This window comes from Streptomyces sp. NPDC050703 (assembly GCF_040654435.1).
Classification (GTDB): Bacteria; Actinomycetota; Actinomycetes; order Streptomycetales; family Streptomycetaceae; genus Streptomyces.
The window spans coordinates 1-26659 of the sequence record NZ_JBFAHX010000064.1 but is presented as its reverse complement, the minus strand read 5'-3'; the positions used below and the strand labels follow the sequence as shown (position 1 = coordinate 26659).

26 protein-coding genes and 1 pseudogene are annotated in these 26659 nt (G+C 72.6%); 15 read left to right on the top strand and 12 right to left on the bottom strand.

All coding sequences use genetic code 11. The features are described 5' to 3' along the window. The first annotated feature begins 169 nt into the window (after positions 1-169). Genes AB0I16_RS33660 through AB0I16_RS33650 form a run of 3 tightly spaced genes read left to right on the top strand, consistent with a single transcriptional unit; the run spans position 170 to position 3653 of the window. The gene (locus AB0I16_RS33660; RefSeq protein WP_363253483.1) at positions 170-1147 is read left to right on the top strand and encodes a glycosyltransferase family 2 protein; all 978 of its coding nucleotides are present in this window, start codon (positions 170-172) and stop codon (positions 1145-1147) included. Further along, a complete protein-coding gene (locus AB0I16_RS33655; RefSeq protein WP_363253482.1) occupies positions 1147-2502 on the top strand; it encodes a polysialyltransferase family glycosyltransferase in 1356 nt (451 codons plus the stop codon). Before AB0I16_RS33660 ends, AB0I16_RS33655 begins: the two co-directional genes overlap by 1 nt. Continuing rightward, positions 2499-3653: an acyltransferase gene (locus tag AB0I16_RS33650; RefSeq protein WP_363253481.1), complete on the top strand. Its 1155-nt coding sequence runs from the start codon at positions 2499-2501 to the stop codon at positions 3651-3653. The genes AB0I16_RS33655 and AB0I16_RS33650 overlap by 4 nt, the downstream gene beginning before the upstream one ends. On the opposite strand, the gene AB0I16_RS33645 is transcribed toward AB0I16_RS33650, so the two are convergent. Then, positions 3650-4333: a TetR/AcrR family transcriptional regulator C-terminal domain-containing protein gene (locus AB0I16_RS33645; RefSeq protein WP_363253480.1), complete on the bottom strand. Its 684-nt coding sequence runs from the start codon at positions 4331-4333 to the stop codon at positions 3650-3652. The genes AB0I16_RS33650 and AB0I16_RS33645 overlap by 4 nt on opposite strands. Positions 4334-4371: 38 nt before the next feature. On the opposite strand from AB0I16_RS33645, the gene AB0I16_RS33640 reads away from it, so the two are divergent. Continuing rightward, positions 4372-5859: an FAD-dependent monooxygenase gene (locus AB0I16_RS33640; RefSeq protein ID WP_363253479.1), complete on the top strand. Its 1488-nt coding sequence runs from the start codon at positions 4372-4374 to the stop codon at positions 5857-5859. Positions 5860-5877: 18 nt separating this feature from the next. Then, positions 5878-6345, top strand: a complete 468-nt coding sequence (locus AB0I16_RS33635) for a MarR family winged helix-turn-helix transcriptional regulator (protein ID WP_363253478.1) — start codon at positions 5878-5880, stop codon at positions 6343-6345. 21 nt (positions 6346-6366) lie between these two features. Here the strand turns inward: AB0I16_RS33635 and leuE are convergent, their stop codons facing one another. Continuing rightward, on the bottom strand, positions 6367-7026 hold the full coding sequence (gene leuE / locus AB0I16_RS33630) for a leucine efflux protein LeuE (protein ID WP_363253477.1): 660 nt from the start codon (positions 7024-7026) through the stop codon (positions 6367-6369). A gap of 164 nt (positions 7027-7190) precedes the next feature. Here leuE and AB0I16_RS33625 point away from each other — a divergent pair, with 164 nt between their 5' ends. Further along, positions 7191-8117 (top strand): L,D-transpeptidase family protein, encoded by a 927-nt coding sequence (locus AB0I16_RS33625; RefSeq protein WP_363253476.1) that lies wholly within the window; start codon positions 7191-7193, stop codon positions 8115-8117. A 305-nt stretch (positions 8118-8422) separates the two neighbouring features. Here AB0I16_RS33625 and AB0I16_RS33620 read toward each other — a convergent pair whose 3' ends face one another. The 5 genes from AB0I16_RS33620 to AB0I16_RS33600 all read right to left on the bottom strand — a co-directional run bounded on the left by AB0I16_RS33620 (position 8423) and on the right by AB0I16_RS33600 (position 13018). Next, positions 8423-9526 (bottom strand): hypothetical protein, encoded by a 1104-nt coding sequence (locus AB0I16_RS33620; RefSeq protein WP_363253475.1) that lies wholly within the window; start codon positions 9524-9526, stop codon positions 8423-8425. Continuing rightward, positions 9526-10191, bottom strand: coding sequence for an RNA polymerase sigma factor (locus tag AB0I16_RS33615; RefSeq protein WP_363253474.1), 666 nt, complete (start codon positions 10189-10191; stop codon positions 9526-9528). Before AB0I16_RS33615 ends, AB0I16_RS33620 begins: the two co-directional genes overlap by 1 nt. A gap of 399 nt (positions 10192-10590) precedes the next feature. Beyond that, positions 10591-11376 carry a hypothetical protein gene (locus AB0I16_RS33610; protein WP_363253473.1) on the bottom strand — a complete coding sequence of 262 codons (786 nt, stop codon included), beginning with the start codon at positions 11374-11376 and terminating at the stop codon, positions 10591-10593. Next, a complete protein-coding gene (locus AB0I16_RS33605) occupies positions 11373-11999 on the bottom strand; it encodes an RNA polymerase sigma factor (protein ID WP_363253472.1) in 627 nt (208 codons plus the stop codon). Before AB0I16_RS33605 ends, AB0I16_RS33610 begins: the two co-directional genes overlap by 4 nt. A gap of 125 nt (positions 12000-12124) precedes the next feature. Next, positions 12125-13018 (bottom strand): hypothetical protein, encoded by an 894-nt coding sequence (locus AB0I16_RS33600; RefSeq protein WP_363253471.1) that lies wholly within the window; start codon positions 13016-13018, stop codon positions 12125-12127. A gap of 216 nt (positions 13019-13234) precedes the next feature. Here AB0I16_RS33600 and AB0I16_RS33595 point away from each other — a divergent pair, with 216 nt between their 5' ends. Beyond that, on the top strand, positions 13235-14734 hold the full coding sequence (locus AB0I16_RS33595; RefSeq protein WP_363253470.1) for an FG-GAP-like repeat-containing protein: 1500 nt from the start codon (positions 13235-13237) through the stop codon (positions 14732-14734). 46 nt (positions 14735-14780) lie between these two features. Here the strand turns inward: AB0I16_RS33595 and AB0I16_RS33590 are convergent, their stop codons facing one another. The 3 genes from AB0I16_RS33590 to AB0I16_RS33580 all read right to left on the bottom strand — a co-directional run bounded on the left by AB0I16_RS33590 (position 14781) and on the right by AB0I16_RS33580 (position 17918). Beyond that, a complete protein-coding gene (locus AB0I16_RS33590) occupies positions 14781-15287 on the bottom strand; it encodes a hypothetical protein (RefSeq protein ID WP_363253491.1) in 507 nt (168 codons plus the stop codon). Positions 15288-15369: 82 nt separating this feature from the next. Then, positions 15370-16233, bottom strand: a complete 864-nt coding sequence (locus AB0I16_RS33585) for a DUF4328 domain-containing protein (RefSeq protein ID WP_363253469.1) — start codon at positions 16231-16233, stop codon at positions 15370-15372. Positions 16234-16313: 80 nt separating this feature from the next. Then, a complete protein-coding gene (locus AB0I16_RS33580) occupies positions 16314-17918 on the bottom strand; it encodes a family 20 glycosylhydrolase (protein WP_363253467.1) in 1605 nt (534 codons plus the stop codon). Positions 17919-18540: 622 nt separating this feature from the next. Between AB0I16_RS33580 and AB0I16_RS33575 the strand changes: the two genes are divergently transcribed. The 8 genes from AB0I16_RS33575 (at position 18541) to AB0I16_RS33540 (ending at position 25116) form a co-directional block, all read left to right on the top strand. Continuing rightward, on the top strand, positions 18541-19116 hold the full coding sequence (locus AB0I16_RS33575) for a 2-oxo-4-hydroxy-4-carboxy-5-ureidoimidazoline decarboxylase (protein WP_363253465.1): 576 nt from the start codon (positions 18541-18543) through the stop codon (positions 19114-19116). A 147-nt stretch (positions 19117-19263) separates the two neighbouring features. Beyond that, positions 19264-19644 carry a succinate dehydrogenase, cytochrome b556 subunit gene (gene sdhC / locus AB0I16_RS33570; protein ID WP_363253464.1) on the top strand — a complete coding sequence of 127 codons (381 nt, stop codon included), beginning with the start codon at positions 19264-19266 and terminating at the stop codon, positions 19642-19644. 7 nt (positions 19645-19651) lie between these two features. Then, positions 19652-20146 carry a succinate dehydrogenase hydrophobic membrane anchor subunit gene (locus AB0I16_RS33565; RefSeq protein ID WP_363253463.1) on the top strand — a complete coding sequence of 165 codons (495 nt, stop codon included), beginning with the start codon at positions 19652-19654 and terminating at the stop codon, positions 20144-20146. A 16-nt stretch (positions 20147-20162) separates the two neighbouring features. Next, positions 20163-21917, top strand: a complete 1755-nt coding sequence (sdhA, locus tag AB0I16_RS33560; RefSeq protein WP_363253462.1) for a succinate dehydrogenase flavoprotein subunit — start codon at positions 20163-20165, stop codon at positions 21915-21917. Further along, positions 21917-22687, top strand: coding sequence for a succinate dehydrogenase iron-sulfur subunit (locus tag AB0I16_RS33555; protein WP_363253461.1), 771 nt, complete (start codon positions 21917-21919; stop codon positions 22685-22687). Before sdhA ends, AB0I16_RS33555 begins: the two co-directional genes overlap by 1 nt. Before the next feature lie 143 nt (positions 22688-22830). Continuing rightward, the gene (locus tag AB0I16_RS33550; protein WP_363253460.1) at positions 22831-23484 is read left to right on the top strand and encodes a hypothetical protein; all 654 of its coding nucleotides are present in this window, start codon (positions 22831-22833) and stop codon (positions 23482-23484) included. Between the two features lie 26 nt (positions 23485-23510). Then, positions 23511-24545, top strand: coding sequence for a hypothetical protein (locus tag AB0I16_RS33545; protein WP_363253459.1), 1035 nt, complete (start codon positions 23511-23513; stop codon positions 24543-24545). A gap of 112 nt (positions 24546-24657) precedes the next feature. After that, complete coding sequence (locus tag AB0I16_RS33540; protein WP_363253458.1) at positions 24658-25116, top strand: VOC family protein; 459 nt, start codon at positions 24658-24660, stop codon at positions 25114-25116. 3 nt (positions 25117-25119) lie between these two features. Here AB0I16_RS33540 and AB0I16_RS33535 read toward each other — a convergent pair whose 3' ends face one another. Further along, a complete protein-coding gene (locus AB0I16_RS33535; RefSeq protein WP_363253457.1) occupies positions 25120-26394 on the bottom strand; it encodes a metallophosphoesterase in 1275 nt (424 codons plus the stop codon). Positions 26395-26396: 2 nt separating this feature from the next. Beyond that, positions 26397-26576 (bottom strand): annotated as a pseudogene (locus AB0I16_RS33530) (hypothetical protein); the annotation flags it as partial. Between the last annotated feature and the right edge of the window lie 83 nt (positions 26577-26659).

The window sequence follows — 26659 nt, the reverse complement described above, 5'->3', positions numbered from 1 at the left end:
CGCGGCCCAACTCAGGTGCAACAAACGGTTAACAGCATGCCGACGAATGGCGAATCGGTCCCGGGACTGCCGGTGGGGCGGTCCGGTTAACCATTCCGCCACATGTCGTTCACCTTGTGGCCCACCACGGGTCGACACGAATGCCGGGCCGACACCTAACGTCACCCGCGTGGTTAAGCTCTCCGTCATCGTGCCGTTCTACAACGTGCAGCAATACGCGCCCGACACCTTGAAGAGTCTGCGTGCGAACGCGCGGGACGACTTCGAATTCATTCTCGTCGACGACTGTTCGCGCGACGAGACCCCGGACATCCTGGAGCGCGCCGAGCGCGAACTCCCCGGTGCCGTGCTGCTCAGACATGAGCGGAACGGCGGGCTCGCGACGGCCCGCAACACCGGGCTCGACGCGGCGCGGGGCGAGTACCTCACCTTCCTGGACGGTGACGACTGGCTCGCGCCCGGCTATTACGAGCGTCTTCTGGCCGCCATCGAGGGTCTCGGGTGCGACTTCGTCCGGACCGACCATGTGCAGTGCACCGCGCGGGCCCGCAGCGTCCACCGGGTGCCGCACGGCAGGCGCGGGGCCGTGCTGAGCCCGCGGGAGGTGATCCTGCCCGCGGACCGCTCGACGTCCGTCGACTACGCGTACGCCTGGGCCGGCATCTACCACCGGCGGCTCGCCGACAAGGGCCTGCTGCATTTCACCGACGGGCTGCGCACGGCGGAGGACCGGCCGTGGATCTGGCGGCTGCACCGGGAGGCCGAATCGTTCGCCGCGGTGAGCCTGCTCGGCGTGTTCTACCGGCGCGGTGTCGCATCGTCGCTCACCCAGATCGGCGATGTGCGTCAACTCGATTTCATCAAGGCATTCGACCAGGTGGTGCGGGAAACCGCCGCGGACAGGGATGCCGCGGAACTGCTGCCGAAAGCCGTGCGCACATACTGCGCGATCATCTCCCATCATTTGGGTTCCATCGAAAGGTTCGAGCCATCCGTGGCCCGCAAATTGAAGTCGATGAGTGCGGCCGCGCTGAAGCGGATGCCGCAGGACGTTCTCGACCAGGCGCTCGACTCCATGGACGTCCAGCGGGCGACCCGGCTGCGCAGGCTGCGCAGGCGCCCGGTGCCCGCGGAGGTGGCCGCGTAATGCCGACGCAGATCTTCCTTGCGTCCACGCTGTACGGTGCGGCGACGCTCGCCGCGGCCCTGGACGCCGACCGCTTCGGTCCCGCCGGCCGGCGCATCCTGCTCGTCAGCAACAACGCGGCGACGCCCGAGACGACGACGCCGCTCGACGCGATGCCCGGCTTCGAGCGGCTGCGCGGCCGCTTCGACGAGGTGCGGTCGTGGAACGAGGCGATCTTCCCGTTCCACCCCGGCGGCTGGTCGCCGCGCGGCGACGACGTGACGCTGTGGGAGCGCTACGTCCGCATGCTCTGGGACCTCGGCGACGACGACGTCGAGCTGGCCGTGGAGTCGATCCAGGTCAACCCGGCGCTGGCCCTGGCGCAGATCTTCACCGGCGCGCCCGTGGACGTCTACGCCGACGGCCTGATGAGCTACGGCCCCACCCGCAACAAGATCGACCCGCTGGTCGGCACCCGGGTGCGGCGCCTGCTCCACCTCGACCTGGTGCCCGGCCTCACGCCGCTGCTGCTCACCGAGTTCGGCGTCGAGCCGGAGATCGTGCCCACGGACGCGTTCCTGGAGGTCCTCGCCGAGCTGGGCGAGGACGACGCGGACGCGGTGGAGCTGCCCGCGCTCGAAGCGCCGGCGCTCGTGCTCGGCCAGTACCTCTCCGCCCTCTCCATCCTCACCCCCGAGGAAGAGGAGGAGCTGCACGTCCGCATGGTGCGGGGCGCCGCCGGACTCGGCCACACGCGGGTCGTGTTCAAGCCGCACCCGACGGCCCCGGCCCGCTGGTCGCGCACCCTGGAGAAGGAGGCGCGGGCGATCGGCGTCGAGCTGACGGTGCTCGACACCCCCGTACTCGCCGAGGTGCTCTACCAGCGGATGCGGCCCGCACTCGTCATCGGCTGCTTCTCCACGGCCCTGCTCACGGCGTCCGCGCTCTACGGCCTGCCCGCCGCCCGCACCGGCACGGACCTGCTCCTGGAGCGCCTCGCGCCCTACCAGAACAGCAACCGCGTCCCGGTCACGATCGTCGACGCGCTGCTGCCGGAGCTGTCCGACGGCGCGGCGGTCGGTGAGGCCCGCGCCGACATGGGCACGGGCGAGCTGGCGAGCCTGCTGAAGGCCGTCGGCTTCGCGATGCAGCCGCAGATCTACCCGGGGCTGCGCGCGGACGCCGAGCGCTACCTCGCGCGGAACCTCACCGCCCGCACCTGGCGCTACTTCAAGCGGCGGCGCCTGACCGCGCTCGCCCTGCCGGGGGCGGTGCCCTCGCAGCTCGCGTTCATCCCGCGCAACGCGGCGGTGCGGCGGGTGGCCCGCCGGGCGCGTTCGGTGCAGCGGTCGCTCAAGCGGACCGCGCTCGGATGACCGCCCCCGCGTCCACGCTCCCGGAGTCGCGCCCGGGGGCGGGCGCCTCCTCCGGCATACCCCCGGCCGCCGCGGTGCCCGCGCGCGCGAAGCCCCGGCTCCGCGCGCTCGACGGGTTGCGTCTGGTCGCCGCCCTCATGGTGGCGGCCTACCACTACGGCGGCCGTGACGGCGAGATAGCACAGGCGTGGGGCACCTCGCCCAAGCTCCAGTTCCCCACCGCGTCCGAGTGGTTCGCCTACGGCTGCCTCGGCGTGCAGGTCTTCTTCGTGATCAGTGGCTTCGTCATCTGCATGAGCGGCTGGGGCAGGCCCCTGCGATCGTTCTTCGCCTCCCGCGCGTCCCGTCTGCTGCCGTCCTACTGGGCGGCGATCCTGCTCGTCACGGCGGTCTTCGCACTGCCCGTCGTCGCCTACGACGCGGTGTCGCCCAGCGACGCGCTGGTCAACCTCAGCATGCTGCAGCAGCCGCTCGGCGCGGACCGCGTGCTCGGCGTCTGCTGGACGCTCTGGGCCGAGCTGCGCTTCTACGCGCTCTTCGCGCTCTGCGTGGTCCTGCCGGGCGCGAGCCGGGCGCGGGTCGTGCTGTTCTGCGCGGTGTGGACCCTGGCGGCGGCGCTCACGGACGCCGCGGACCAGCCGCTGCTGGACCTCGTGCTCATGCCGGAGTACGCGCCCTTCTTCATCGGCGGCATCGGCGTCTACCTCCTCCACCGCGACCGCCGCGACCTCACCGCGTGGGGCATCGTGGGCGTGAGCTGGCTGATCGGCCAGCACTACGCGGTCGCCGGGCTCTGGCACGCGCCGAACCCGGACTTCTTCTCCTACCGCTCGTCCGCGGTGATCATCGCCGTCGTGACGGCGGGCTTCGCCGCCGTGCTCCTGATCGCCCTCGGCCACCTCGACCGCGTCGACTGGCGCTGGCTGACCGTCGCGGGCGCCCTCACGTACCCGTTCTACCTGGTGCACGAGCACCTCGGCTGGGTGGCGGTGGAGGCGCTGCACCAGGGCCTCGGACTGCCGTCGTACGCGACGCTCGGCCTGACGGTGGCCGCGATGCTGGTCCTCGCGTGGCTCCTGAACCGGTACGTGGAGGGGTGGCTGACCCCGGCGATCCGCAAGGGGCTGCTGGTCGCGCGGGGGCGTCCCTAGGGGGTGTCCGGGGCGGCGAGCGTCGCCCCGATGCCGGCGATGACGGCCTCAAGGCCCGCCGCGAAGCCGCGGTCGCGGGCGTGGAACAGCTCCTCGCCCGCTGCCGCGGCGAGCGGGTACGCGGCGAGCCGTTCGGCGCGCGCCGCCAGACCCCCGCCGCCCTCGCCGCCGCCGTCGCCCTCGTCCTCGCCGCCCTCGCCGCCGTCCCCGTCGGGGCCCGTGGCCTGCTCCTCGATGACGTACCCGATGGTGAAGCTGTACGCCGTGACCCACGCGCGGGCCGCGGCCGGCTGCGTGAACCCCGCGCCGGTGAGCGTGCGCAGGTGGGCCTCCAGGGGGGCGGCGTAGGACAGGTCCGTGAAGCGGGTGCCGCTGTAGACCCTGGCGCCGTCGCGGTAGCGCAGCAGGTGCTCGCGCAGGCCGCGCATCGAGGTCCTGATGGCCACGCGCCAGTCGGGGCCGGGGTCGGCGAGGAAGTCGGCGCTCATGCGGCGCATCATCTCCGTCGCCATCTCGTCGAGCAGCGCCTGCTTGTCCTTGAAGTGCCAGTACAGGGCGGGCGCCTTGACGTCCAGCTCCTTGGCGATGGCGCGCAGGGTCAGCCCTTCGAGCCCGGTCTCGTTCAGCAGGTCGAGCGCGGTGCGGGCGACTTTGGTCCGGTCGAGTCGTGTCGTGGCCACCTTGACAATTTAACACCGTTAAGCGCACCCTCGGTCCCATGACAGCACTTAACAGCGTTAAGGCAGCGGCGGCCGAGACCGCCGACGTCCTCGTCGTGGGCGCCGGGCCGACCGGCCTCGCCCTCGCCTGCGACCTCGCGCGCCGCGGCGTACGCGCCCTGGTCGTGGAACGGTCCGGCCCGCCGTCCCCCGCCCTCCCCGGCTCCCGCGGCAAGGGCCTCCAGCCGCGCACCATGGAGGTGTTCGACGACCTCGGTGTGATCGACGCGTTCCTCGCGGTGGGCGGGGGCGTCCCGGTCGGGATGATCTGGCGGGACGGCGAACGGCAGGGCGAGCACCACCTGGCCGACGTCCCCGCGGTGACGCCCACGGCCCCCCACACCGGCCGGGTCGTCCCCCAGTGGCTCACCCAGCAGCTGCTGCTCGACCGGCTGCGGGAGCTCGGCGGCGACGTCACCTACGGCACGGCCGTGACGGAACTGACCCAGGACACGGACGGGGTCACCGCCGCGCTGTCGACGGGCTCCACGGTCCGCGCGGCGTACGCGGTGGCGGCGGACGGCGGCCGTTCCGCCCTGCGGCAGGCGCTCGGCATCACCATGACGGGCGAGACGGTCGACCCCAGGCCGGCCCTGGTGGCCGACGTACGCATCCCGGCGCTCGACCGCGACCACTGGCACATGTTCCCGCCCGCCGAGGAGGGCGGCCCCTTCGCGGCGCTCTGCCCGCTGCCGGGCACGGACGTCTTCCAGCTCGCCGCCCAGCTCCCCGAGCGGGCGGAGGCGGACACCTCGCTCGACGGTGTACGGGCCGTCGTCGCCGCCCGCACCCACCTCGCCCCCGAGGACGTGGCCGAGGTGCGCTGGGTCTCCGCCTTCCGGCCGCGCGCGGCCCTCGCCGACCGCTTCCGCGAGGGCCGTGTCTTCCTCGCCGGGGACGCGGCGCACGTCCACTCGCCCGCGGGCGGGCAGGGCCTGAACACGAGCGTCCAGGACGCGTACAACCTGGGCTGGAAGCTCGGCGCGGTCCTGCGGCACGGTGCTCCCGAGGCCCTGCTCGACACCTACGAGGAGGAGCGGCTGCCCAACGCCGCCCACATGCTCGGCCTCTCCACCCGCGTCCACCGCGGCGAGGCCCGGCGGGGCGCCGCCACCCGTCAGCTCGGCATCGGCTACCGCGAGTCGTCGCTCGCGGTGGACGCCCGCACGGGGCTCCCGGAGGAGGCGCTGCGGGCGGGCGACCGCGCGCCGGACGGCCCGTACGGCGCGGGGACGCTGTTCGACGCCTTCCGGGGCCCGCACTTCACGCTCCTCGCGGTGGGCGTGGACGGGGAGCCGCCGCGGCCGGCCGGCGACCTGGTGCGCGTGCACCGGCTGCCCGCGTACGAGCCGTACGGCGAGGGCTTCTTCCTGATCCGGCCGGACGGGTACGTGGGCTGGGCGGGCGAGGACACGGCGGGGCTGCGGGAGTACGCGGAGACGTGGCTCGGCGCCCGGCTTCCGGCCCTTGACCTGAAGTCGGCTTGAGGTCCTACGTTCGTCTCCATGACGACCTTCACGTACTCCCACACCGACGCCGACCTCATCAACCAGCCGATCGGCTACTGGAGTTCGGCCGCCGGCTCCGCCGTGGTGCACCACATCCGCACCATGCTGGCCGAAATGGGCCTGACCCAGCCGCAGTGGTGGGTCCTGAACCAGCTCGCCGACGCGCCGGAAGGCCGTTCACGCGACGAGGTGGTGGCGGTCCTGCGGGGCTATCTCGACACCGGTGACGGTGCCCTGCTGCACGACATCGGCGCCCTGCACGACCGCGGGCTGATCACGGAGGACGCGGCGGGCCGCATCGCGCTCACCGAGGAGGGGAGCGCGCTGCGGGACCGCACGGCCGGGCGCCAGGAGAAGGTGCGCGCGGAGATCCACGAGGGCATCACGGACGAGGAGTACGTACGGACGCTCAAGGTCCTGCAGCGCATGATCCACAACGTGGGCGGCGCGGCCTGGCACCACTGAGCCCCCGCGCGCCGGAGCCGCTCAGACGCTGCTGAGCGACAGCTTCACCGCGAACCCGAGGAACAGCGCGCCCGCCGCCGACGTGGCCCCCGCCGACAGCCGCCTGCGGCTGCGGAAGGCCGCGGCGAGGCGGGTGCCGCTGAAGATCAGGGCGGTGAGGTACAGGAAGCTGGCGATCTGCGCGAAGGCGCCGAGGACGACGAAGGAGAGGGCGGGGTAGGCGTAGCCGGGGTCGACGAACTGCACGAAGAAGGCGATGAAGAAGAGGATCGCCTTCGGGTTGAGCAGGCTGATCACCAAGGCCCTGCGGAACGGCCGCTCGGTGTTCTGCTCTCCCTCGGACGCCCCGGCGCCCGCGCCCGCCGCGCGCTCGTGCCGCGTCCGCCACATCGCGACGGCGGCCCGCAGCATCCCGAACGCGAGCCAGGTCAGATACCCGGCGCCCACGTACTTCACGATCCCGAAGAGCACGGCGTTGGCCTGGAGCAGCGAGGCCACCCCGGCCGCGGAGAGCGTCATGAGGACGGTGTCGCCGCACCAGACGCCGGCGGCGGCGGTGTAGCCGGTGCGCACGCCCCGCCGGGCGGCGACGGAGAGCACGTACAGCGAGTTGGGACCCGGCAGCAGAATGATGAGGACGAGGCCCGCGAGATAGGTCGGAAGATCGGTGACACCCAGCATGGCGTGAGTTTCGCACGGCCGTCCGACGCGGGGCGCGGCTGTCCCCTCCTTTCCGGCCTCCGGCTCGCGCCCGCCGCGGGAAGCGTCACCCGCGTCGGAAGCGTCACCCGCGGCAGAGCGGGGAACCTTTCCAGTGGTGTTGCCCGGTGATCCAGGGGGGCGTGATGGGTGAGGGAACGGTCGGCAGGAATGTGGGCGGCAGGGCCGCGGCCGCCGTGGCGGTGCTGGCGCTGGTCGGGGGGTGCAAGGCGGTGGCCGTCGACACGGAGGGCGGCGCGCGGCCGGGGGCCGCGGCCTCCGGGGACGCGAAGCCCGAGGCGCCGGCCACGGCCGCGCCCGATGCGCCGAAGTCGGCCGAGGCCGTGGCCCCTGGGTCCCCCGACTCGTCCGACTCGTCCGACTCACCCAAGTCTCCGGCGACTTCGGCGCCTTCGGCGCCCCGTGCGTCGGCGCCCGCCCCCAGGACCCTGATGGCACAGGGCGCCCGGGGCGGGCAGGTAAGGGAACTCCAGGCCAGGCTGCGGCAGATCGGCTGGTTCCACGTCCACCCGACGGCGAACTACGGCCCGGCCACGGCCGAGGCGGTCAGGGGCTTCCAGGCCAAGCGCGGGCTGCCCGTCACCGGCCGGACGGACACCGTCACCTGGCAGCGGCTGCGTGGGATGACGCGCGAGCCGACGCGGCAGGAGCTGTACTCCGGCGGTGGCATGCCGGCCGCGAAGCCCGACCCGCGCTGCATGACGGGCCGCGTCCTGTGCATCGCCAAGAGCAGCCGCACGCTGACGTGGATGGTCGACGGCAAGGCCAGGTCCACGATGGACATACGCCTCGGCTCCCAGTACACGCCGACGCGCGAAGGCACCTTCGAGGTCTACTGGAAGTCCCGCCACCACGTCTCGACGCTCTACGACACCCCCATGCCGTACGCGATGTTCTTCAGCGGCGGCCAGGCGGTGCACTACTCGGCGGACTTCGCGGCCAGGGGGTACGCGGGCGGCTCGCACGGCTGCGTCAACGTCAGGGACGAGGGGAAGATCGCGAAGCTCTACGCCCAGGTGCGGAACGGGGACCGGGTCGTCATCTACAAGTGAGCCGCCCGCGACCGGCCGCGGGGCCCGAGCGGGCGGCGTGGACACGGCTTCGAAAAGCGGCGTGGGCGGGATCGGGGGAACGTATCCCGCCCACGCCGGTGGCACGGAGCCGAAGGTACGGGGGGAACCCCCGGCTCGTGCGCGGGCCGATGACCAGTCGGCTCACTTCTTACTGCGTCACCGGCTCAGAAAACGTCACACCTGGTCCGTGGGGGTGCGGGGAGAGGGTGCGGGTCCGCCGGACGGCGGGGCCGGGCACGGTGCGGCGGCCGGGCCGGGGACGGCTGCGGCGGGGTTCCGCGGTGTCACGGCAGGCGGGGCGGGGCTCCGTCGCCCGCCGCGGGTGCCGCCGGCGCGGTCGGTGAGGGGATGCTGCCGGGGCCTCCGCCCGCGTCGCCGCCTGAGCCACCCTCCGCGCCGCCGTCCCCGCCCGGCGCCTCGTCGCCGTCACCGCCCGGCGCCTCGTCGCCGTCGCCGTCCTCGCCGCTGCTGCCGCCGCCGTTGTCACCGCCCGGCCGGCCGCCACCCTGCTGACCGCCGCTGTGCTGGCCGCCGCCCTGCTGGCCGCCGCCGAGGACCCGGCCGCAGAACTCCTCCACGCGCGCCCTCCCCTTGGCGAACTCCTCAAGGCGGCGGCGCTTGTCGCCCTGGAGTTCGCCGCTGCGGTAGTCGCGGCAGGCGATGACGACCTTGCGGTACCAGTCCTTGGCGCCGTCGGTGCGCGGCGGCTTCGGGACGGCGCCGGGCCGCCGCGTCGGCTGCCCGGTGGGCGCGCCGCCGGCCTCCGCCTCCGGGGCCCGTGAGGTCTCCGGCTCACGCGTGGTCTCGTCGTCGTCCGGCACGGCACCGTCGTCCTGCGCCTGCTCCTCGGGGGGTTCTTCCGCACCGTCCGACGGAGAGGGCTTCGGCTGCTCCGGGGTCGCCGCCGGGGACGCGGAAGCGGCGGGCCCCCGCTCGTGGCGCTCACCGAACGGGGAGGGCAGTACGCCCGTGCCCGCCGCCACGGCGACACCGCCGATCATGCAGCCCGCGAGCGCCGCGGCGAGGCCGAGGCGCACCGGCCGGCCCCACCGGCTGGGTCTCGGCCGGCCGGCGGCGCGGCCGAGCCGTACGGTCCTGGCGGCGGCGGTCTCATGGGCGGACGTCGCGTAGGGGGCGCGGGCCCCGGCCTCCGCGGAGTCCGGGGAGGCCGCGCGAGCGGCGCGGAACGCGGCCAGCGCCGCGGCCTCACCCGGAAGCTCCGCCTCCGCGGGAACGGTTCCGGGGTCCTCCGGCGCCAGCGCGCCGAGCGCCTGGGCGAGCCGGTCGGCCTGCGCGCGGGCGTGGGGGTCGACGCCGTCGAGGGGCTCTCCGCGCAGCAAACGCTCCGCCGCGTCGCGGTCCAGCCACTGCTCCTGCTCGTCGGCCATCACATGTCCTTCTGCGTCCGCGTACGCGTTTGCGTCACACAGACAGATGTCGCCGCGCGCCCGCGCGGTTCTCTCTGCGGGGGTACGGCGCCGAGCGCGTCCGCGGGGTCGGCGGGGTCCGCGCCGAGCAGTTCGGCGAGCCGCTTCAGGCCGCGGTGGGCCGCCGTACGGACGGCTCCGGGGCGCTTGCCGAGGGTCAGGGCCGCGCTCTTGGCGTCGAGTCCCATGACGACCCTGAGCACCACGGCCTCCGCCTGGTCCTGCGGCAGCTTCGCTATCAGCGCCATGGTCTCGCCGGTGGCCAGGGACTCCATCGCCTCGTCCGCGGTGTCCGCTTCGGCGGGCTTGCCGGCGAGTTCGGTCTCGTCCCCGCCTATCACCGGGCGGCGGCCCCGCATGCGTATGTGGTCCAGGGCGCGGTTACGGGCGATGCGCGCGGCCCAGCCCCGGAAGCGGTCCGCGTCCCCGCTGAACCTCGCCAGGTCCCGCGCTATCTGCAGCCACGCCTCGGAGGCCACGTCCTCGGCGTCCGGCTCTCCCACCAGCGTGCGTACGTACCCCAACAGCCGCGGGTGCACAGCGCGGTACACAGTACGGAACGCGGTCTCGTCCCCGTCCTGCGCCGCAAACACCGCGGCGGTCAGCTCCGCGTCGTCCCCCAGCACTCTCAATCCTGCCCACTCGGAGAAGTGCGCCCGGCCCCGGCGCGAAGCAGCACGCTACGGGTTCGTCAGGGGCCGCGTCCATGTTTGTACAACGTGCAACTACCGGGTGACAGAGTGCGGTGTGACAGAAAACGCACGCCCGGCGCTGAAGGGAGTACGGACCGCACGCGGTCCGTACCGTGTGCCGGCCGGGGCCTCTCCTGTGGGGGGTGGCGGCCCCGGCCGGTCCTCGCGGGGGCGCGGTTCTACGGTGCCCGTGGCTCCGGGGTTCCTCCGCCTCGGCGCGGTGGTTCCCGCCCGCGTCTCGCCCGCGTCGGCTGCGTCTCGTCCGCGCCTCGCCTCCGGCTTCGCCGGGGTCACGTCCCCACCCACCCGCCCTCTCCGCGGCCCCTCTCAACCTCAGGGCTTCTTCTGCTGGTGCCCCTGCCGCGGCTTCGCCTGCTTCTGTGTCTCCGGGCGCTCCCGCTCGGCCCGCGCGGGTCCGCGGTCGTGCGCCTTCGTGGCCCGGGGGTTCGGCGTCTTGGCCTTCGGGTCCTTGGCACTCTTGGGGCCCTTGGCCCGCGCGTTCTCATCGGCCTTCGGGTTCTTGGGCTTCGGGTTCTTGGGCTTCGAGTCCTTGGGCTTCGCCTCGTCCTCTGCCCGGCGCTCGCCCTTGGTCTCGTCCCGCTCCCTGTCCTTCTCGCCCTTCTCGCCCTTCTCGCCCTTCTCGCCCTTGTCGTCCTTCCCCTCCTCCCCCACCTCCCGGCTCCGGGGCGGTGTCGAGGACAGCGGCCGGGGTGGCGTGGGCGTGTGGTCGGGGGTCAGGTGGGGGGACGAAGGGGCCGGGCGGGGGGTGTCGTCGGGGAGGCCCGGAGCGCCGCCCATCGCCAGGGCCACGCCGCCCAGGAGGCCACCGGCCAGTATCACGCCCCCGGTGGCCCGCAGCGGGAGTCCGGCGCGGCCTCGCTCGCGGGGGCGCCAGTCGTCGCGGCGGCGCGTGCGCGCCCGGTGCGCCCCCGCGTCCCGCGCCACGCGGAACGCCTCGACGGCGGCCCGCAGCCCCGCCTCGCCCTCCGGCTCGCCCGCGGGGCCCCGCCACTCGGCCGGGCCGTGTCCTGCGGCGGTGCCATGTCCCTCGGCCCCGCCGGGGGTGCCCGGAGCGGGTTCCCGGGCGTCGCCGGGGTTCATCGGGTCGTCCGCGGTCATCGTGATCCCCCCAGCGCCCCGGGGCCCTCGTCCGTCACGCCGGCCGGACGCAGGCGTTCACCCAGCTTCCTCAGTCCCCGGTGGGCCGCCGTGCGGACCGCTCCGGGGCGCTTGCCGAGGACGCGGGCGGCCGCGGGCCCGTCGAGGCCGACCACCACCCTCAGCAGTACCGCCTCCGCCTGCTCCCGCGGCAGGGTCGCCACCAGGGCGAGGACCTGTTCCGTCGAGACCGCCTCCAGGGCCGCCGCCGACGTGCTGTGCGGGCCCGGGAGTTCGAGCACGTCCTGTTCGAGGCCGGAGGGGCGCGGCCGTGTCTTCTGACGGCGCAGGTGATCGTAGGCGCGGTGGCGCGCGATCGTCGCGGTCCAGCCGCGGAAGCCCGCCCCGTCGCCGCGGAACCGCCCGAGGTCCCTGGCGATCTCCAGCCACGCTTCGGCCGTGACGTCCTCCGCGGCCTCGCCGTGCGTGCCGACCAGACCCCGCACGTAGCCGAGGAGTCCCGGCTGGACGATGCGGTACGCGACCGCGAAGGCCGCCTCGTCACCGGCCTGGGCCGCCTCGACGGCCCTGCCGAGCTCCTCGTCGTGCACCCGCACGCGACGGGGCTCCCCACCCTGGCCCAACGCTCTCCCATCCGGCCCACGCGGCACGCCCGGCCGCGCCCGCGCCTTCACGCTCACCAGCGTCAGTAGGGGTGGAAATGTCACAGGGGGGCGCACGCCGGGGGCGCCATGTGCCGGACCGGGGCTCAGACTTCGAAGAGCCCGCCGCCGCCCCGGATGCGGGAGATGTCGATGGTCAGCGCCGGTGCCGGGGCCCGCGCGACGACCGGCTCGTCGTACGCGGACATCCGCATCGTCATCCTCTGGCCGCCGTCCTCGATCCCCTCGACGCCGAGTATGTAGGGCCGGCCGGACGAGGCCACGTAGACCGTCGTCCCCTCGCCGTCCCCGCCGTCCTCGCTCTCCACGAGCGGCGTGACACCGCGGCCGTAGCGCCGGGTCTCGGGCAGGGCCGTGATGACGTCGTCCTCGTCGGGGCCGCCGCCCAGCTTGCCGGTCAGTTCGTCGAGGTCGCACTTCATGCCCGGTACGGCGGCCGGGCCGTTGCCCGTGCCCGCCGGGATCTTCAGGTACTTGCCGCGCGCGAGCGCCGTCCGCTCCCGGATGGTGGCCGCCGCGTCGGGTCCCCGCGACTCCGCCATCTCCCGGATCGCGTCCAGCGAGGCGTCGGAGAACCGTACGTAGGTCGCTCCGCCGGCGACGATGATCAGCTCGCCGCGCTGCATGGGGCCCGCGTCGAAGGTGCCCGTGCAGTTGCTGTCGCGGTCCATGTGGAGCGTGACCTTCTGGCGGCCCTTCGCGGTCGTCATCTCGACGCCCATCCGCACGGTGTCGGCCGTGCGGAGCAACTCCATGCCCTCGACGGCGAGTTTCTTGCCGCGCACCTCGTCCGCGGACGCCGCACGCGCCGTGGTGCCGGGCGTGGTCCCGTCGATCGTGCCGCTCGCGTACGTCTTCTCGCCGCCCGAGCCGCACGCCGTGAGCGTGGTCGCCGCCGCGCCGACGGCGAGGGCGAGCGCGACCGCCCGCGGCCACCGTCCGCGTACCGCGGCCGGCCGGCCGTTCCCACGCTGTGCCACCTGATCCCCCGCCCGATTCCCCGAATCCCGCCGTCGTGCCGCAGCACCACTGTCCACTGTCACATGAGTCAGCGCGGGGACCCGGCGCGTTGTCACACCTGTGACGTGCGGTATACGTCACGTGACAAATTACGTCCTCCCGTACAACCCTTTGCCCCGTCGATCAGTCGTAGGAACTCGCTTGGTTTACCTGCAATTCACTAAGGGGTGGGGCACTTGAGCCCGCGCAAACCGCGTGAAAAGGCGCGTAGCACGCATGTCCACAGGTCGCGGAGTCTGCGGCGCAGGGCGCTGCTGACCATCGGTGCCGTCGTGCTCGGGGGCGCGGGCGCCGTGCCGTGCGCGACCGTGCTGAGCCCCGTCGCCTTCGCGGCCGAGGGCGACACCCCCGAAGCCCCCGGGGCCACGGACGGCGACTACAACGGGGACGGTGTCACCGACCTGATCGCCGGCACCCCGAAGGCGTCGGGCAGCCGCGGCCGGGTCACGGTCCTCCCCGGCGGCGACAACGGTCCGGTGGGCGGCTCGAAGATATCCCTCACGCAGACCAGCACCGGTGTCCCCGGCGTCTCCGAGTCCGGCGACGAGTGGGGTGCGGCGACCGCCTGGGGCGACCTGAACGGCGACGGCCACGCGGACCTCGTCATCGGCGCCCCCGGCGAGGACGACTCCTCGCACAAGGACCGCGGCGCGGTCACCATGCTGTACGGGCCGAAGTTCAGGTCCGGCACGGACATGCAGCTCTCGGCGGACTTCCACTACGTGGGGGCCGGGTTCGGCTCGGCGGTCGCGTCCGGCGACTTCAACGCCGACGGCAAGGACGACGTCTTCTCGGTGGCGACGGGCACGGGCGGCTCGTGGGCCGCGCGGCTCGACTCCGAGCACGAGTCGGGCGGCAGCCTCACCCCGGGCGACACGGCCATCGCCTTCCCGGACGCCGCGTCCGGCGACTTCAACCGCGACGGCTACGCGGACGTGGCGCTGACCTACCGCGACCAGGCGGGCAAGGGCAAGCTCGCCTGGTTCAGGGGCGGCCGCTCCGGTCTGAGCCGGGTCGGCGTGCTCTCCGTGCCGGGCGGCCGCTCGGTCGCCGTGGGCGACGTCAACGGCAACGGCTACGACGACGTGGTCATCGGCCAGCCGTACACCGCCGAGTCCGGCGCGCACGCGGGCGGGCAGGTGACGGTGGTGGCCGGCACCTCGACGGGCCTCAGCTCGTCGGGCGCGAAGACGGTCCACCAGGCGACGTCCGGTGTGCCGGGCGCCGCGGAGGCGGGCGACGCGATGGGCTGGTCGGTCGCGGCGGGCGACTACAACGGCGACGGTTACGCCGACGTCCTGGCGGGCGCCCCGAACGAGGACATCACCCGCTCCGAGAAGAACCGGAAGGACGCGGGCACCTCGCTGCTCCTGAAGGGCTCCGCCTCCGGTCTCACCGGTACCGGCGCGAAGGCGTTCTCGCAGGACGAGCCCGGCGTCCCCGGCTCCACGGAGACCGGCGACCGCCTCGGCTCCTCGGTCACCCTGGCGGACCTCACGGGCGACGGCCGCGCGGACCTCGCGGTCGGCGCCGAGGGCGAGGACGCGGGCGACGGCACGATCCTCCAGCTGGACAGCACCGGCTCGGGCGTCCCCGGTTCGAGCGGCGTCTACTACGGCCGTACGCTGCTGGGCACCCCCGCCAAGGCCCAGCTGGGCCAGGCGCTGACGCCGTAACCCCCGGGCGCGGGCACCGTGTCCCCCGGAGCCGGGGGGCGCGGTGTCACTGCGGGACGATGCCGAGGCGGTCGAGGAAGCGGAAGAAGAGTTCCTCCGCCGAGGGCTCCGCCTCGGCGTTCAGGACGTCGAGGAGCGGGGTCGCGCGTACCGTCCTGCCGGACTCGGCGGCCCAGGCCACCGCACGCCGGGCGGCGTCGCGCGGTTCGAGGAAGTAGTCGTCCACGGTCAGGCCGCTGTCGCCGAGGTAGCCGGCCATGGCGCCGCGCGCCAGGCACGTGGTCCACGCCCCGCTCTCGGGGGCCGCGGCCTCGATGACGACGCAGTCGCTGTCCATCACGTAGCCGAAGAGGGCGGGCGCGCCGGTCTCCAGGGCGAGCGCGTTCATGTTGCCCACGTCGCGCCCGCCGTCGCCGCCCGGCACCTCCCACACCTGCCAGCCGTCGGACCGCTGCTCCAGGAGGGCCAGTTCCTCCCGTACGCCCGCCACCGCCGCGCACTCGCCGAGCGGCCGCTCGCTCCTGCCCACGACGTAGTAGCCCCAGTAACCCATCCGCGTCCCCCCGCAGTGCTCCGTGCCCTTCTCGGCCGAATACACCACAGACGTACGCGATCTGGCTACCGGTAGCGGGAAACTACGGGGCGGCGAAGGGCCCGGCCGGGGGCTGCGGGTGCGGGGCGCCGAAGCGGGCCTTCATGTCCTGCATGCGGGTCAGCCGGAGGACGAAGACGATGGCGGCGACGGCGGCGGCGATGTCCAGGGCGTCGGAGAACATCAGCTGCGTGACCGTCGACTTGATCTCCTCGGCGTCCTCGGCGTCCTGGTACGCCCGTGTCGCCCACCGCGAGACGAGGATGTTCGACACCCAGAGGGTCCACCAGGCGTTGACGAGGGGGTGCGGGGGCCGCGACGCCGAGGCGTCGAGGGGCAGCGTGCGGTCCAGGGCCGCGGAGCGGTCGCCGCTCGCGTCCCAGATGTCCACGGCGACGCGCCGCGGGTACCAGAGGTTGACGATCGGCACGAACCAGCCGCCGACCGCCCAGCCGCGCGATTTCCGGTGGATGTGCGGTTCGAAGACCTCCGCGTTCACGCGGACCCGGTGGAACCAGAAGAGGAAGACCACGCAGGTCACGACCAACGCCGACACCTGTGCGACACCGCCGGCGGAGTACAGCGCGTCGGCCCGGTCGGCCCGCTGGTCGAGGTCCGTCCCGTGGTCGCCGCTGATCACGTCGTCCAGGACGCCGCGGAGGACGATGCCCGTCCACAGGGCGAACAGGTCGATGGCCGCGGTGACACCGAGCAGTACCGCGACCGCCCGGCCGAGCCCGACGGGTGAGCGCAGCCACGCGGGGCGCCTCGCGTCCGGGGGCGCGGGCGGGCCGGTCCGGCCGGGCGGGCCGGGCGTCGGCCCTGCCGCGGCGGCGGCCTGGACGCAGACGCCGCAGAGCCCCTCCGACGTCGTGGCCGTGTTCGACCGGCACGTTGTGCACAGCATCGCTGAGGGACCCCCCACGGGTTCGTGATGAAGAGCTGCGGGACCGCCGCCCGCAGCCCTCTCCCCAGGGGCGTCGGCGGCTAACGGACCGTATCAGCGAGTTTCACGAAGTCATTCCAGGACAGCGCGGGCCTCCGGGGGTCCCACAGCTTCTGGACGGTCGCCGCGAGCGGCATCCTGATGCCCTGGGCGACCTGTTCCTGGGTCTGGGACCCGGCGAGGTCGCACCAGACGGCGAAGGAAGCGCCGAGGATCTGGTCGTCGTACTCCTCGCCCACCGGGCTCGTGCCGCGGATCACCCGCGGGGTCCAGCTCTCGTATATCCGCTGCCCGGTCGGGTAACGGAAGTCGTTGGGCTGGCCGAGGACGTAGTAGAGGTACTCGTCGTTGTAGTTGGTGAGCCGGCGGCCGGAGCGCAGGTACTCGACGGGGTCGCGGGCGCCGATCTCCTTGCCGGTCCAGTACGCGACCTCCAGGTCGTCGGCCGGCTGCGTCTCGCCGCCCGGGAAGAAGCCGTCGTTCCATGCCTTGAGCTTCTTGCCGAGCGGGCGCACGGCGTCCGCCCGGTCGTTGAGCCAGCCCGTGGTCAGGTCCTGCACGCGGGCGTCCGGCCCGTACTTCTCGCGCGCGGCGGCGGCGAGCTGCGGGAACGAGCCCTCCGGATTCTTGACCGTCAGGGCGAGGTACTCGTCGGCGCCGAGGTGCCAGTAGGCGCCGGGGAACAGCTTCCCGTACTCCTTGAGCAGGTCGTCGACGATCCGTCCGGCCTCCGGCTTCGATATGTCGACGGCGCCCTTGGGGGCACTGCCCTGGGCGCTCCTGAGCTGGAGGGAGGGGTGGGCCCTGATGACCGCGCCGAGGTGTCCGGGTGAGTCGATCTCCGGTACGACGGTGATGTGCCGGCTCTCGGCCAGCTTCAGGATGCGGCGGACCTGGTCCTTCGTGAGGTGGTCGGCGGAGACGATCTCCGGGTGCGAGTCCGAGGCGATGCGGAAGGCCTGGTCGTCGGAGAAGTGCAGGCCGAGCTGGTTGTACTTGAGGTCGCCCAGCTCGCGTATGCGGTCCTCTATCCACGAGGCGTCGAAGTGCTTGCGGGCTATGTCGATCATGAAGCCCCGCTGCGGCTTGGCGGGCCGGTCGCGCACGACGCCCTCGGGGGCGGTCCGCTCGCCCCTCACCTCCTGCTTGAGGGTGCGGGTGCCGTAGAACACGCCGGCCTCGTCGGGGGCGGTGATCCGTACCTTCCGCTCCTTGACCGACAGGGTGTACGACTCGGGGCCGCTGTCCGCGTCCTTGTCGAGGGCCAGTTCCACGTCGCCCTCGCGGGGCTTCTCGTCCCCGGCGTACCGGAGCTTCAGCTCACCGGCGAGCAGGCGGGCCTCGTCCTTGAGGCCGTCGTCTCCGGTGACCACGCGGCCCTTGCCGTCGGGGCGCCAGCCGGGACCGCGGGCCGCCTCGTGCTCCCGTACGGCGGGGATGGTGGCCGGGGCCTCGGAGAGCGCGTAGCTCTTGGCGGGCCGGGGGCTCTCCTTCGGGCTCGGCGCCGCCGCGGTCTTCCCCGCCGACGGCCGGTTCTCCGGGGCGGAGGTGCCGGCCGGCCACAGGCCGACGGTCAGGGCGGCGGCGGCTCCGGCCGCGGTCACGCCCGCGGCCACGAGGGGGCCGCGCCGGGGGCCGGGCCTCACCGCGCGCTCCCCTGGCCGGGGGCGCGGGCATCGGGGGCGTGAGCCTTGGAGGCGTGGGCCCCGGGCGCGCACGCCCCCGGCGCGCTCCGCCGTACGAGGGTCCGCTCCACGGGGGTCCGCTCCACGCGGGCCCGCCGTGCGCGGCCTCGCCGCCCACCGTCTCGCCGTTCACCGTCGTGCCGCGGAACCGCGGCACCGTACGCACCACTCGTCACAGCCATGCCCACCACGCTACGACGCGTCCGCGCGGCTCACCCGTTCGCCGGGAGGCCGACTGCGGCCACCGGGGGCCGCCCGGCGGCCGAGCCCGTCCAGGCCCGTGCCCAGTCGCCCCACCGGCCCCGGTCGCCCCATGCCTCACGTCCAATTTCCGAGACGAAACTCTCCCATTCGGGTGAAATTCACTCAGGGGTCCGACACCTGCGGTCCCGGCTCGCTAGCGTGACTACCACTCGCGCGTATGCGCCACCCGCACCACCCGCGCGCACCGTCCGCACCCCCGCGCACAACCCCCTGCCGTGCCCGGTTCCCGCCCGTCCCCGCCCAGGAGCGTCCGCTGTCCCCGTACCGCCCCCCTCGACTCCCCGGTGACGTGGCCCACGTCGCCCCTGTCGTCACGCCGGTGCAGCTGAACTCCGCCGAGCCGGAGGCCGCGGAGGCCGCCCTCCTGACCTGCGGGGGCAGCCGCCGCTGGGCCCGGCGTGTCGCCGCCCACCGGCCCTACCCCGACCTCGGCGCCCTGCTCGCCGCCTCCGACGAAGCGCTGTACGACCTGTCGCACTCCGACCTCACCGAGGCCCTGACCCGCGAGCCCCTCGACCCGGGCGTCCCCGGGCTGGGCGCGCCGCACGGCACGTACGGCGCGGCGGACACGGCCCTGCGCGCCGCCCACGCCGCGTACGAGAGCCGCTTCGGACACACGTTCGTCATCTGCCTCGACGACGTCGCCCCCGGCGAGGCCCTGGACCATCTGCTGTCCGCCATCCGGTCACGCCTCGGCAACGATCCGGACGAGGAGCGCGCCGTGGCCGCCGATCAGCTGCGCCGCCTCACCCGCGGCAGGCTCACCCGCCTCGTGCTCGGGACGGCCCCCGCGACCAGCGACGACACGGGAAACACGGGCTCCGGGGGCCCTGGACACGCCGCACGCGAAACTCGCCCGCAATCGCGTCCCGATAGCCCGTACGTGCCTGTTTGATTGCCTGTTTGATCACACCTGCGGACCCGGGGCAAGGCCACCGACAACTCGTCGATACGATGACGAGCGGCCGGTGGACCGTACCCGGCCGGGCTCGTCCGACAAGAAGCCGGCCGGCCCCAATCCCCGCTCCCGGAGGGTTCTTCCGTGCCGGCTGGAACGCTGTACCGCGGCCGGGAAGGAATGTGGTCCTGGGTGGCTCATCGAGTCACCGGCGTCCTCATCTTCTTCTTCCTGTTCGTGCATGTGCTCGACACCGCTCTCGTCCGCGTCTCCCCGGAGGCGTACGACGATGTCGTCAGCACCTACAAGACGCCGATCGTCGCACTCCTCGAGTACGGCCTGGTCGCCGCCATCCTCTTCCACGCCCTCAACGGCCTGCGTGTCATCGCCGTCGACTTCTGGTCGAAGGGTCCCCGCTACCAGAAGCAGATGCTCTGGACCGTCGTCGGCATCTGGATCGTCCTGATGGTCGGGGCGCTCTACCCCGTCCTGGGCCACGCCGTCCGCGAAGTCTTCGGGAGCTGAGGCCGACATGTCTTCTGACACCACGCTCGACAAGTCCGGTACGTCCGGAGTCGGTCCCGTCGAGGGCGCCTCGCTCTACGACGTCGACAACCCGGCCCCGGTCATCGAGCCGCCCCGCAAGCGCACGTCCAAGACCCCGCGCTCGACCCGCGGCAACTTCGAGATGGCCGCGTGGCTCTTCATGCGCCTCTCCGGTGTCGTCCTGGTCGTCCTCGTCATCGGCCACCTGCTGATCCAGCTGGTGCTCGACGGCGGCGTCTCGAAGATCGGCTTCGCGTTCGTCGCGGGCCGCTGGGCCTCGCCGTTCTGGCAGGTCTGGGACCTGCTGATGCTGTGGCTCGCGATGCTGCACGGCGCGAACGGCCTGCGCACGGTCATCAACGACTACGCCGAGCGCCCGAACACGCGTCTGTGGCTCAAGGGCCTGCTGTACACCGCCACGGTGTTCACCATCCTTCTGGGCTCGCTGGTGATCTTCACCTTCGACCCGAACATCCGCTAAAGCCGAGGCGACCCCAGTGAAGATTCACAAGTACGACACCGTCATCGTCGGCGCGGGCGGCGCCGGCATGCGCGCCGCCATCGAGGCGACGAAGCGCAGCCGCACCGCCGTGCTCACCAAGCTGTACCCCACCCGCTCCCACACGGGCGCCGCGCAGGGCGGCATGGCCGCCGCGCTCGCGAACGTGGAGGAGGACAACTGGGAGTGGCACACCTTCGACACGGTCAAGGGCGGTGACTACCTGGTCGACCAGGACGCCGCCGAGATCCTGGCGAAGGAGGCCATCGACGCCGTCCTCGACCTGGAGAAGATGGGCCTCCCGTTCAACCGCACGCCGGACGGGACCATCGACCAGCGCCGCTTCGGCGGTCACACCCGCAACCACGGCGAGGCCGCCGTGCGCCGGTCCTGCTACGCGGCCGACCGCACCGGCCACATGATCCTCCAGACGCTGTACCAGAACTGCGTCAAGGAGGGCGTGGAGTTCTTCAACGAGTTCTACGTCCTCGACCAGATCATCGTCGAGGTCGACGGCGTCAAGAAGAGCGCGGGCGTCGTCGCCTACGAGCTGGCGACCGGCGAGATCCACATCTTCCAGGCGAAGGCCGTGGTCTACGCGTCCGGCGGCACCGGCAAGTTCTTCAAGGTGACCTCGAACGCGCACACGCTCACCGGTGACGGCCAGGCGGCCTGCTACCGGCGCGGGCTGCCGCTGGAGGACATGGAGTTCTTCCAGTTCCACCCGACCGGCATCTGGCGCATGGGCATCCTGCTCACGGAGGGCGCCCGCGGTGAGGGCGGCATCCTCCGCAACAAGGACGGCGAGCGCTTCATGGAGAAGTACGCGCCGGTCATGAAGGACCTCGCGTCCCGTGACGTCGTCTCGCGCTCCATCTACACGGAGATCCGCGAGGGCCGCGGCTGCGGACCCGAGGGCGACCACGTCTACCTCGACCTCACGCACCTCCCGCCGGAGCAGCTCGACGCCAAGCTCCCGGACATCACGGAGTTCGCGCGCACCTACCTCGGCATCGAGCCCTACACGGACCCGATCCCGATCCAGCCGACCGCGCACTACGCCATGGGCGGCATCCCGACCAACGTCGAGGGTGAGGTCCTGGCGGACAACACCACCGTCGTCCCCGGCCTGTACGCGGCGGGCGAGGTGGCCTGCGTGTCGGTGCACGGCGCCAACCGCCTCGGCACCAACTCGCTCCTCGACATCAACGTCTTCGGCAAGCGCGCGGGCATCGCCGCCGCCGAGTACTCCGCGTCGCACGACTTCGTCGAGCTGCCGGAGAAGCCGGAGGAGCTGGTCGTCTCCCTCGTCGAGCAGCTGCGCGACGCCAAGGGCAACGAGCGGGTCGCCGAGCTCCGCAGGGAGCTGCAGGAGACCATGGACGCCAACGTCATGGTGTTCCGCACGGAGCAGACGATCAAGACGGCCGTGGAGAAGATCGCCGAGCTCCGCGCCCGCTACAAGAACGTCTCGATCCAGGACAAGGGCAAGCGGTTCAACACCGACCTCCTGGAGGCCATCGAGCTGGGCAACCTGCTCGACCTGGCCGAGGTCATGGCGCAGTCCGCGCTCGCCCGCAAGGAGTCGCGCGGCGGTCACTACCGCGAGGACTTCCCCAACCGCGACGACGTCAACTTCATGCGCCACACCATGGCGTACCGCGAGGTCGGCGACGACGGCACGGAGACGATCCGTCTCGACTACAAGCCGGTCGTCCAGACCCGCTACCAGCCGATGGAGCGTAAGTACTGATGGCTACCCCGACCCTTGCGAAGGAAGACGCCCAGCCCGAGGCGGGCTTCGCCGACTCCCCGTACATCACGGTCACCTTCCGCATCCGCCGCTTCAACCCCGAGGTCTCGGCGGACGCGGTCTGGGAAGACTTCCAGATGGAGATCGACCCCAAGGAGCGCGTCCTCGACGGCCTCCACAAGATCAAGTGGGAGCAGGACGGCACGCTCACGTTCCGCCGCTCCTGCGCGCACGGCATCTGCGGTTCCGACGCCATGCGGATCAACGGCAAGAACCGTCTGGCCTGCAAGACCCTGATCAAGGACATCAACCCGGCCAAGCCGATCACGGTCGAGCCCATCAAGGGTCTGACGGTCCTGAAGGACCTGGTCGTCGACATGGACCCGTTCTTCCAGGCCTACCGCGACGTCATGCCGTTCCTGGTCACGACGGGCAACGAGCCGACGCGCGAGCGTCTGCAGTCCGCCGAGGACCGCGAGCGCTTCGACGACACCACGAAGTGCATCCTGTGCGCCGCGTGCACGTCGTCGTGCCCGGTCTTCTGGAACGACGGCCAGTACTTCGGTCCGGCCGCGATCGTCAACGCCCACCGCTTCATCTTCGACTCGCGTGACGAGGCGGGCGAGCAGCGCCTGGAGATCCTGAACGACAAGGACGGCGTGTGGCGTTGCCGTACGACGTTCAACTGCACGGACGCGTGCCCGCGGGGCATCGAGGTCACGAAGGCGATCCAGGAAGTGAAGCGCGCGCTGATCACCCGCCGCTTCTGATCCTGTTTCGCCCCGTACGTCGCATGGGCCCCGCTCCTCCGGGAGCGGGGCCCCTGTGCGTGCGTGGCGCCCGCGGTTATAGCTTAGGTCCGCTCGCGTCCCCCCACGGACGGCCCCTTGTCCCCACACTCCTGGAGTCCCGAGTGAACCGCCCTCTCCGCTTCATGACGGCCGCTCTGACCGCGTCCGCGGCCCTCCTCTTGACCGCCTGCGGCTCGGGGGGCGGTGACAGCGACTCCTCCGACCAGATCGAGGGCGCGGACACCAACGGCAACAAGGCTTCCGCCTCGGCCTCCCCCGGTTCGAAGCCGTCCGGCCCGAAGCGCCCCGAGGTGAAGCTGCCGAGCACGTTCAAGGCCGACTTCGTCGGGTGGAGCAGTGGGGACCCGAAGAAGCAGGCGATCCTCGACGACGGCAGGGAGCGCCTGAAGGCGGAGTACGCGGCCGTCATCGCGGGCGACCCGCGGGCCGGGGCCGTGAGCTTCTACACCTCGCAGCAGGCGCTGACGTCGTCCCGTACGTACATCAAGGGGTACGCGGACAACAACCACACGCTGATCGGTGAGGCCCGGGTGTTCAACCCGCAGGTGAGCATCTCCGACTCCGGCGGTGGCGTGCTCTTCTACTGCGTGGACGAGAGCAGGGGCTACACCAAGGACCGCAAGACCAAGGAGAAGACGGGCACCCCTGACGACGTGAACCCCGTCCTCCAGTACCGCACCACCCTGCGGAAGAACGCGCGGGGCGTGTGGAGCACCGTGTCGCTCGAGACGGAGCGCGGGGGGTGCGACAGGTGAAGCGGTCGCTGAACAGGTCACTTCCGGTGCTGGTTACGGCGCTCCTGGCCCTCGCGGCCTGCCCCGGCGCGGCACACGCCTTCGGCGAGGACGAGGACCACCCGCCCGCCGGCCCGTCGGGCGGTGCCTCCGGCACCACCCTCACCGCCGGCGTGGGCACGAGCGTCACGGTCAAGCAGGTCAGCGGCAACAAGGGCGGCTCGCCGGGCAAGCCCGTCGTGGCAGTGGACCCGAACTGGAAGCCGCCGTCGTGCTGGTACGAGCCCGTGGCCACTCCCGAGCAGCTGAAGGCCAGTGTGGACAGCCTGAAGAAGGGCGGCGACCTGGTCCACGTGACGCCGTCGCTCAGCTGGGGCGAGAAGCTGATGGTGGACCACTACGAGAAGGGCAAGGCCCAGTCCGACGGTGCCAAGGGGTACAAGGACTTCAACGTCGGCAAGGACGGCAAGTTCTGGCGCGGTGTCATGAACCCCGATGTCGCGGACACCTTCGAGGCGCGCCAGTGCGAGACGAACCTCTTCTGGCAGGACGCCGACAGCATCCCGGACATCGAGAACGCCCCCACCCCCGAGATCCTGGCCGGTTACGCGTACAACAAGATCAAGGTCCCGGACACCGAGGTCGAGATGAAGCCCGAGGCCAAGTCGACCGTGAAGCTGCCGACCTGGGTCTGGCTGGACAAGGGCGAGTTCGAGCCCGTCAAGGTCCGTGCCGAGCTGCCCGGGACGAATCTGTACGCCGAGACCACCGCCAGGCCCGTCAGTCTCCACCTGGACCCCGGCACCGCGGACGCCGAGACGTTTCCCGCCGACGGCGAGTGCGCGGTCAATGAGGACGGCAGCATCGGCGCCCCGTACACGAGGGGGGCCTCGAAGGAGGACCCGCCGTGCGGCATCACGTACCTGCGGGCCACCGGCGGCGAACCGCACCGGATGAAGGCGTCCATCACCTGGGAGATCACCTGGGAGGGCACCGGGGGCGCGGGCGGTGACCTGCCGGACGGCACCTTCGAGGGGACGCAGGACATCGGCGTGCAGGAGATCCAGTCCATCAACCGGTGACGGCCGCGCCGCACGGCGCCCGTGCCGCCGGACGGCCGAAGATGGCGCCGTCCGGCGGCACGGCGCTCGCGCGCCTGCGGGCGTGCCGCGCCCGCCGCCCTACCCTGACGGGATGTCAGACAACCAGTCCGTCGGTCTGTCCGCTGACCGGTCCGCGGAGCCGTCCGCGGAGCCGTCCGCCCCGCTGCTCGGCTTCGACAACGTCCTGTTCCCCGTCGGCGACCTCGGCGAGGCCGTCGGGTTCTACGAGCGGGCCGGCTTCCCCGTCGCCCTGCGGCTCGACGAACTCGGGCTCGCGATCCTGAAGGTGGGCAAGGAGACGCCGGGCGTACTGCTCCGCGTGGAGGACGGCATCCTGCCGCGTACGCCCGTGTGGCCCTCGCCCCGGCTCTGGCTGGAGGTCCCTGACGCCCGCGCGAAGGGGCGGGCGCTCACGGCCGCGGGCATCGTCCTGATCGCCGAGCCGTTCTCCGTGGCCACCGGGTGGACCGTGGAGATCGCCGACCCGTGGGGCAACGTCATCGGCTTCACGGACTACCTCAAACGGCCGGAGCTGGCCCGCGCCTTGTGAACCTCAGGCATGCCGTGAGGCCAGTTCGACCACCGTGATGTCCGAGGGCGCCCCGACCCGCACCGGCGGGCCCCACGCGCCCGCGCCGCGGCTGACGTAGAGCTGGGTGTCGCCGTACCGCTCCAGGCCCGCGAGCGTCGGGTTGGCCAGGTCGGCCACGAGGTTGCCCGGCCAGAGCTGGCCGCCGTGGGTGTGGCCGGACAGCTGGAGGTCCACGCCGTGCTCGACGGCGTCGTGGATCACGACCGGCTGGTGTGCGAGCAGCACCGAGGCCCGCGCGCGGTCCCGGTCGCCGAGCGCCGCGGCGAAGTCGGGGCCCGCGCCCTCGTCCTCACCGGCCACGTCGTCGACGCCCGCGAGGTCGAAGCCGGGCAGTTCGGTGCGGGCGTTGCGCAGCGGACGCAGGCCGAGTTCCCGTACGTGGTCGACCCACTGGTCGGCCCCGGAGAAGTACTCGTGGTTGCCGGTGACGAAGTACGCGCCGTGCCGTGCCCGCAGCCCGGCGAGCGGCGCCGCGGCCGGGGCGAGGTCCTCGACGCTGCCGTCCACCAGGTCGCCGACCACGGCGATCAGGTCGGGCTGCGTGGAGTTGATCGTGTCGACCACGCGCTGCGTGAAGCCGCGGCCGAGGATCGGGCCGAGGTGGACGTCGCTGACCACGGCGATCCTGAACCCGTGCGCGGCACGCGGCAGCTTGGCCAGCGGAACGGTGAGCCGCTTCACCTTGGGCCCGCTGAGCACGCCGTACGCCCCGTACCCGACGGTGCCGACGGCGGCCGTCGCCACGGCGCCCCCGACGATCCGGGAGACGAACAGGCGGCGGGAGGGGGCCGGTCCGGTGGTGGACGCGGTGGTTCGCTCCTCCGAGGGCGGTTCCGGGGAAGCGGCCCCCACGGGGACGGGCGTCTGCGCGGCGACGGGCTGCTCCGCGGGAACCGTCCCGCCCGTTCCGCGCCCGCGGGCCTCCACCCAGCGGCGCAGCAGCGGACGTACCAGCTCTCCCACGAGCAGCGCGAGCAGCAGGTAGAGCGAGAGGGCCAGCCACAGGAAGCCGGGCCAGGCGAGGATCTGCTGCAGCGGGAAGGGCGCCCCCGCCCGTTCGGCGACGAGGGCGGCGAACACCAGCACCGGGGCGACGGCGAACAGCACCGTGCCGGCCCGCCGGGCGGGCCCGGGGCCCGCGGTGGTGTCCCGCACCAGGCGGCGCCACGCGAACCAGTGCAGGGCCGCGAAGGCGGCGAGGACGAGGAGGCCCACCAGGACCGCGATGACGACCATGGCTATGACGTTCTCCGCAGTGCGCGGACTCCACGGAACCCGATGGCCCCTACCACCGTCCCCAAGACAAAGGAGACAACGGCAAGCGTCAGGTGCACCCAGAAGTACCCGGTCGGGTCGCCCGCGTCGTCGAAGGCGAGCCCGCTGCCGTCCTTCCACAGGTTCTTGACGAAAGTGATCCATGCGAAGCTACCCAGTAGGGCCAATCCGTTCAAACGAAAGCGCAGGTCAGCACGCATGACGCATGCTTCTCCCATGTCTCCAA

Bases quoted from the DNA above. Each gene is read 5' to 3' on its own strand.
- AB0I16_RS33655 (WP_363253482.1), top strand. From the start codon at position 1,147: ATGCCGACGCAGATCTTCCTTGCGTCCACGCTGTACGGTGCGGCGACG.
- AB0I16_RS33650 (WP_363253481.1), top strand. From the start codon at position 2,499: ATGACCGCCCCCGCGTCCACGCTCCCGGAGTCGCGCCCGGGGGCGGGC.
- AB0I16_RS33640 (WP_363253479.1), top strand. From the start codon at position 4,372: ATGACAGCACTTAACAGCGTTAAGGCAGCGGCGGCCGAGACCGCCGAC.
- AB0I16_RS33635 (WP_363253478.1), top strand. From the start codon at position 5,878: ATGACGACCTTCACGTACTCCCACACCGACGCCGACCTCATCAACCAG.
- leuE (WP_363253477.1), bottom strand. From the start codon at position 7,026: ATGCTGGGTGTCACCGATCTTCCGACCTATCTCGCGGGCCTCGTCCTC.
- AB0I16_RS33625 (WP_363253476.1), top strand. From the start codon at position 7,191: ATGGGTGAGGGAACGGTCGGCAGGAATGTGGGCGGCAGGGCCGCGGCC.
- AB0I16_RS33620 (WP_363253475.1), bottom strand. From the start codon at position 9,526: ATGGCCGACGAGCAGGAGCAGTGGCTGGACCGCGACGCGGCGGAGCGT.
- AB0I16_RS33610 (WP_363253473.1), bottom strand. From the start codon at position 11,376: ATGACCGCGGACGACCCGATGAACCCCGGCGACGCCCGGGAACCCGCT.
- AB0I16_RS33590 (WP_363253491.1), bottom strand. From the start codon at position 15,287: ATGGGTTACTGGGGCTACTACGTCGTGGGCAGGAGCGAGCGGCCGCTC.
- AB0I16_RS33585 (WP_363253469.1), bottom strand. From the start codon at position 16,233: ATGCTGTGCACAACGTGCCGGTCGAACACGGCCACGACGTCGGAGGGG.
- AB0I16_RS33565 (WP_363253463.1), top strand. From the start codon at position 19,652: ATGTCTTCTGACACCACGCTCGACAAGTCCGGTACGTCCGGAGTCGGT.
- AB0I16_RS33555 (WP_363253461.1), top strand. From the start codon at position 21,917: ATGGCTACCCCGACCCTTGCGAAGGAAGACGCCCAGCCCGAGGCGGGC.
- AB0I16_RS33540 (WP_363253458.1), top strand. From the start codon at position 24,658: ATGTCAGACAACCAGTCCGTCGGTCTGTCCGCTGACCGGTCCGCGGAG.
- AB0I16_RS33535 (WP_363253457.1), bottom strand. From the start codon at position 26,394: ATGGTCGTCATCGCGGTCCTGGTGGGCCTCCTCGTCCTCGCCGCCTTC.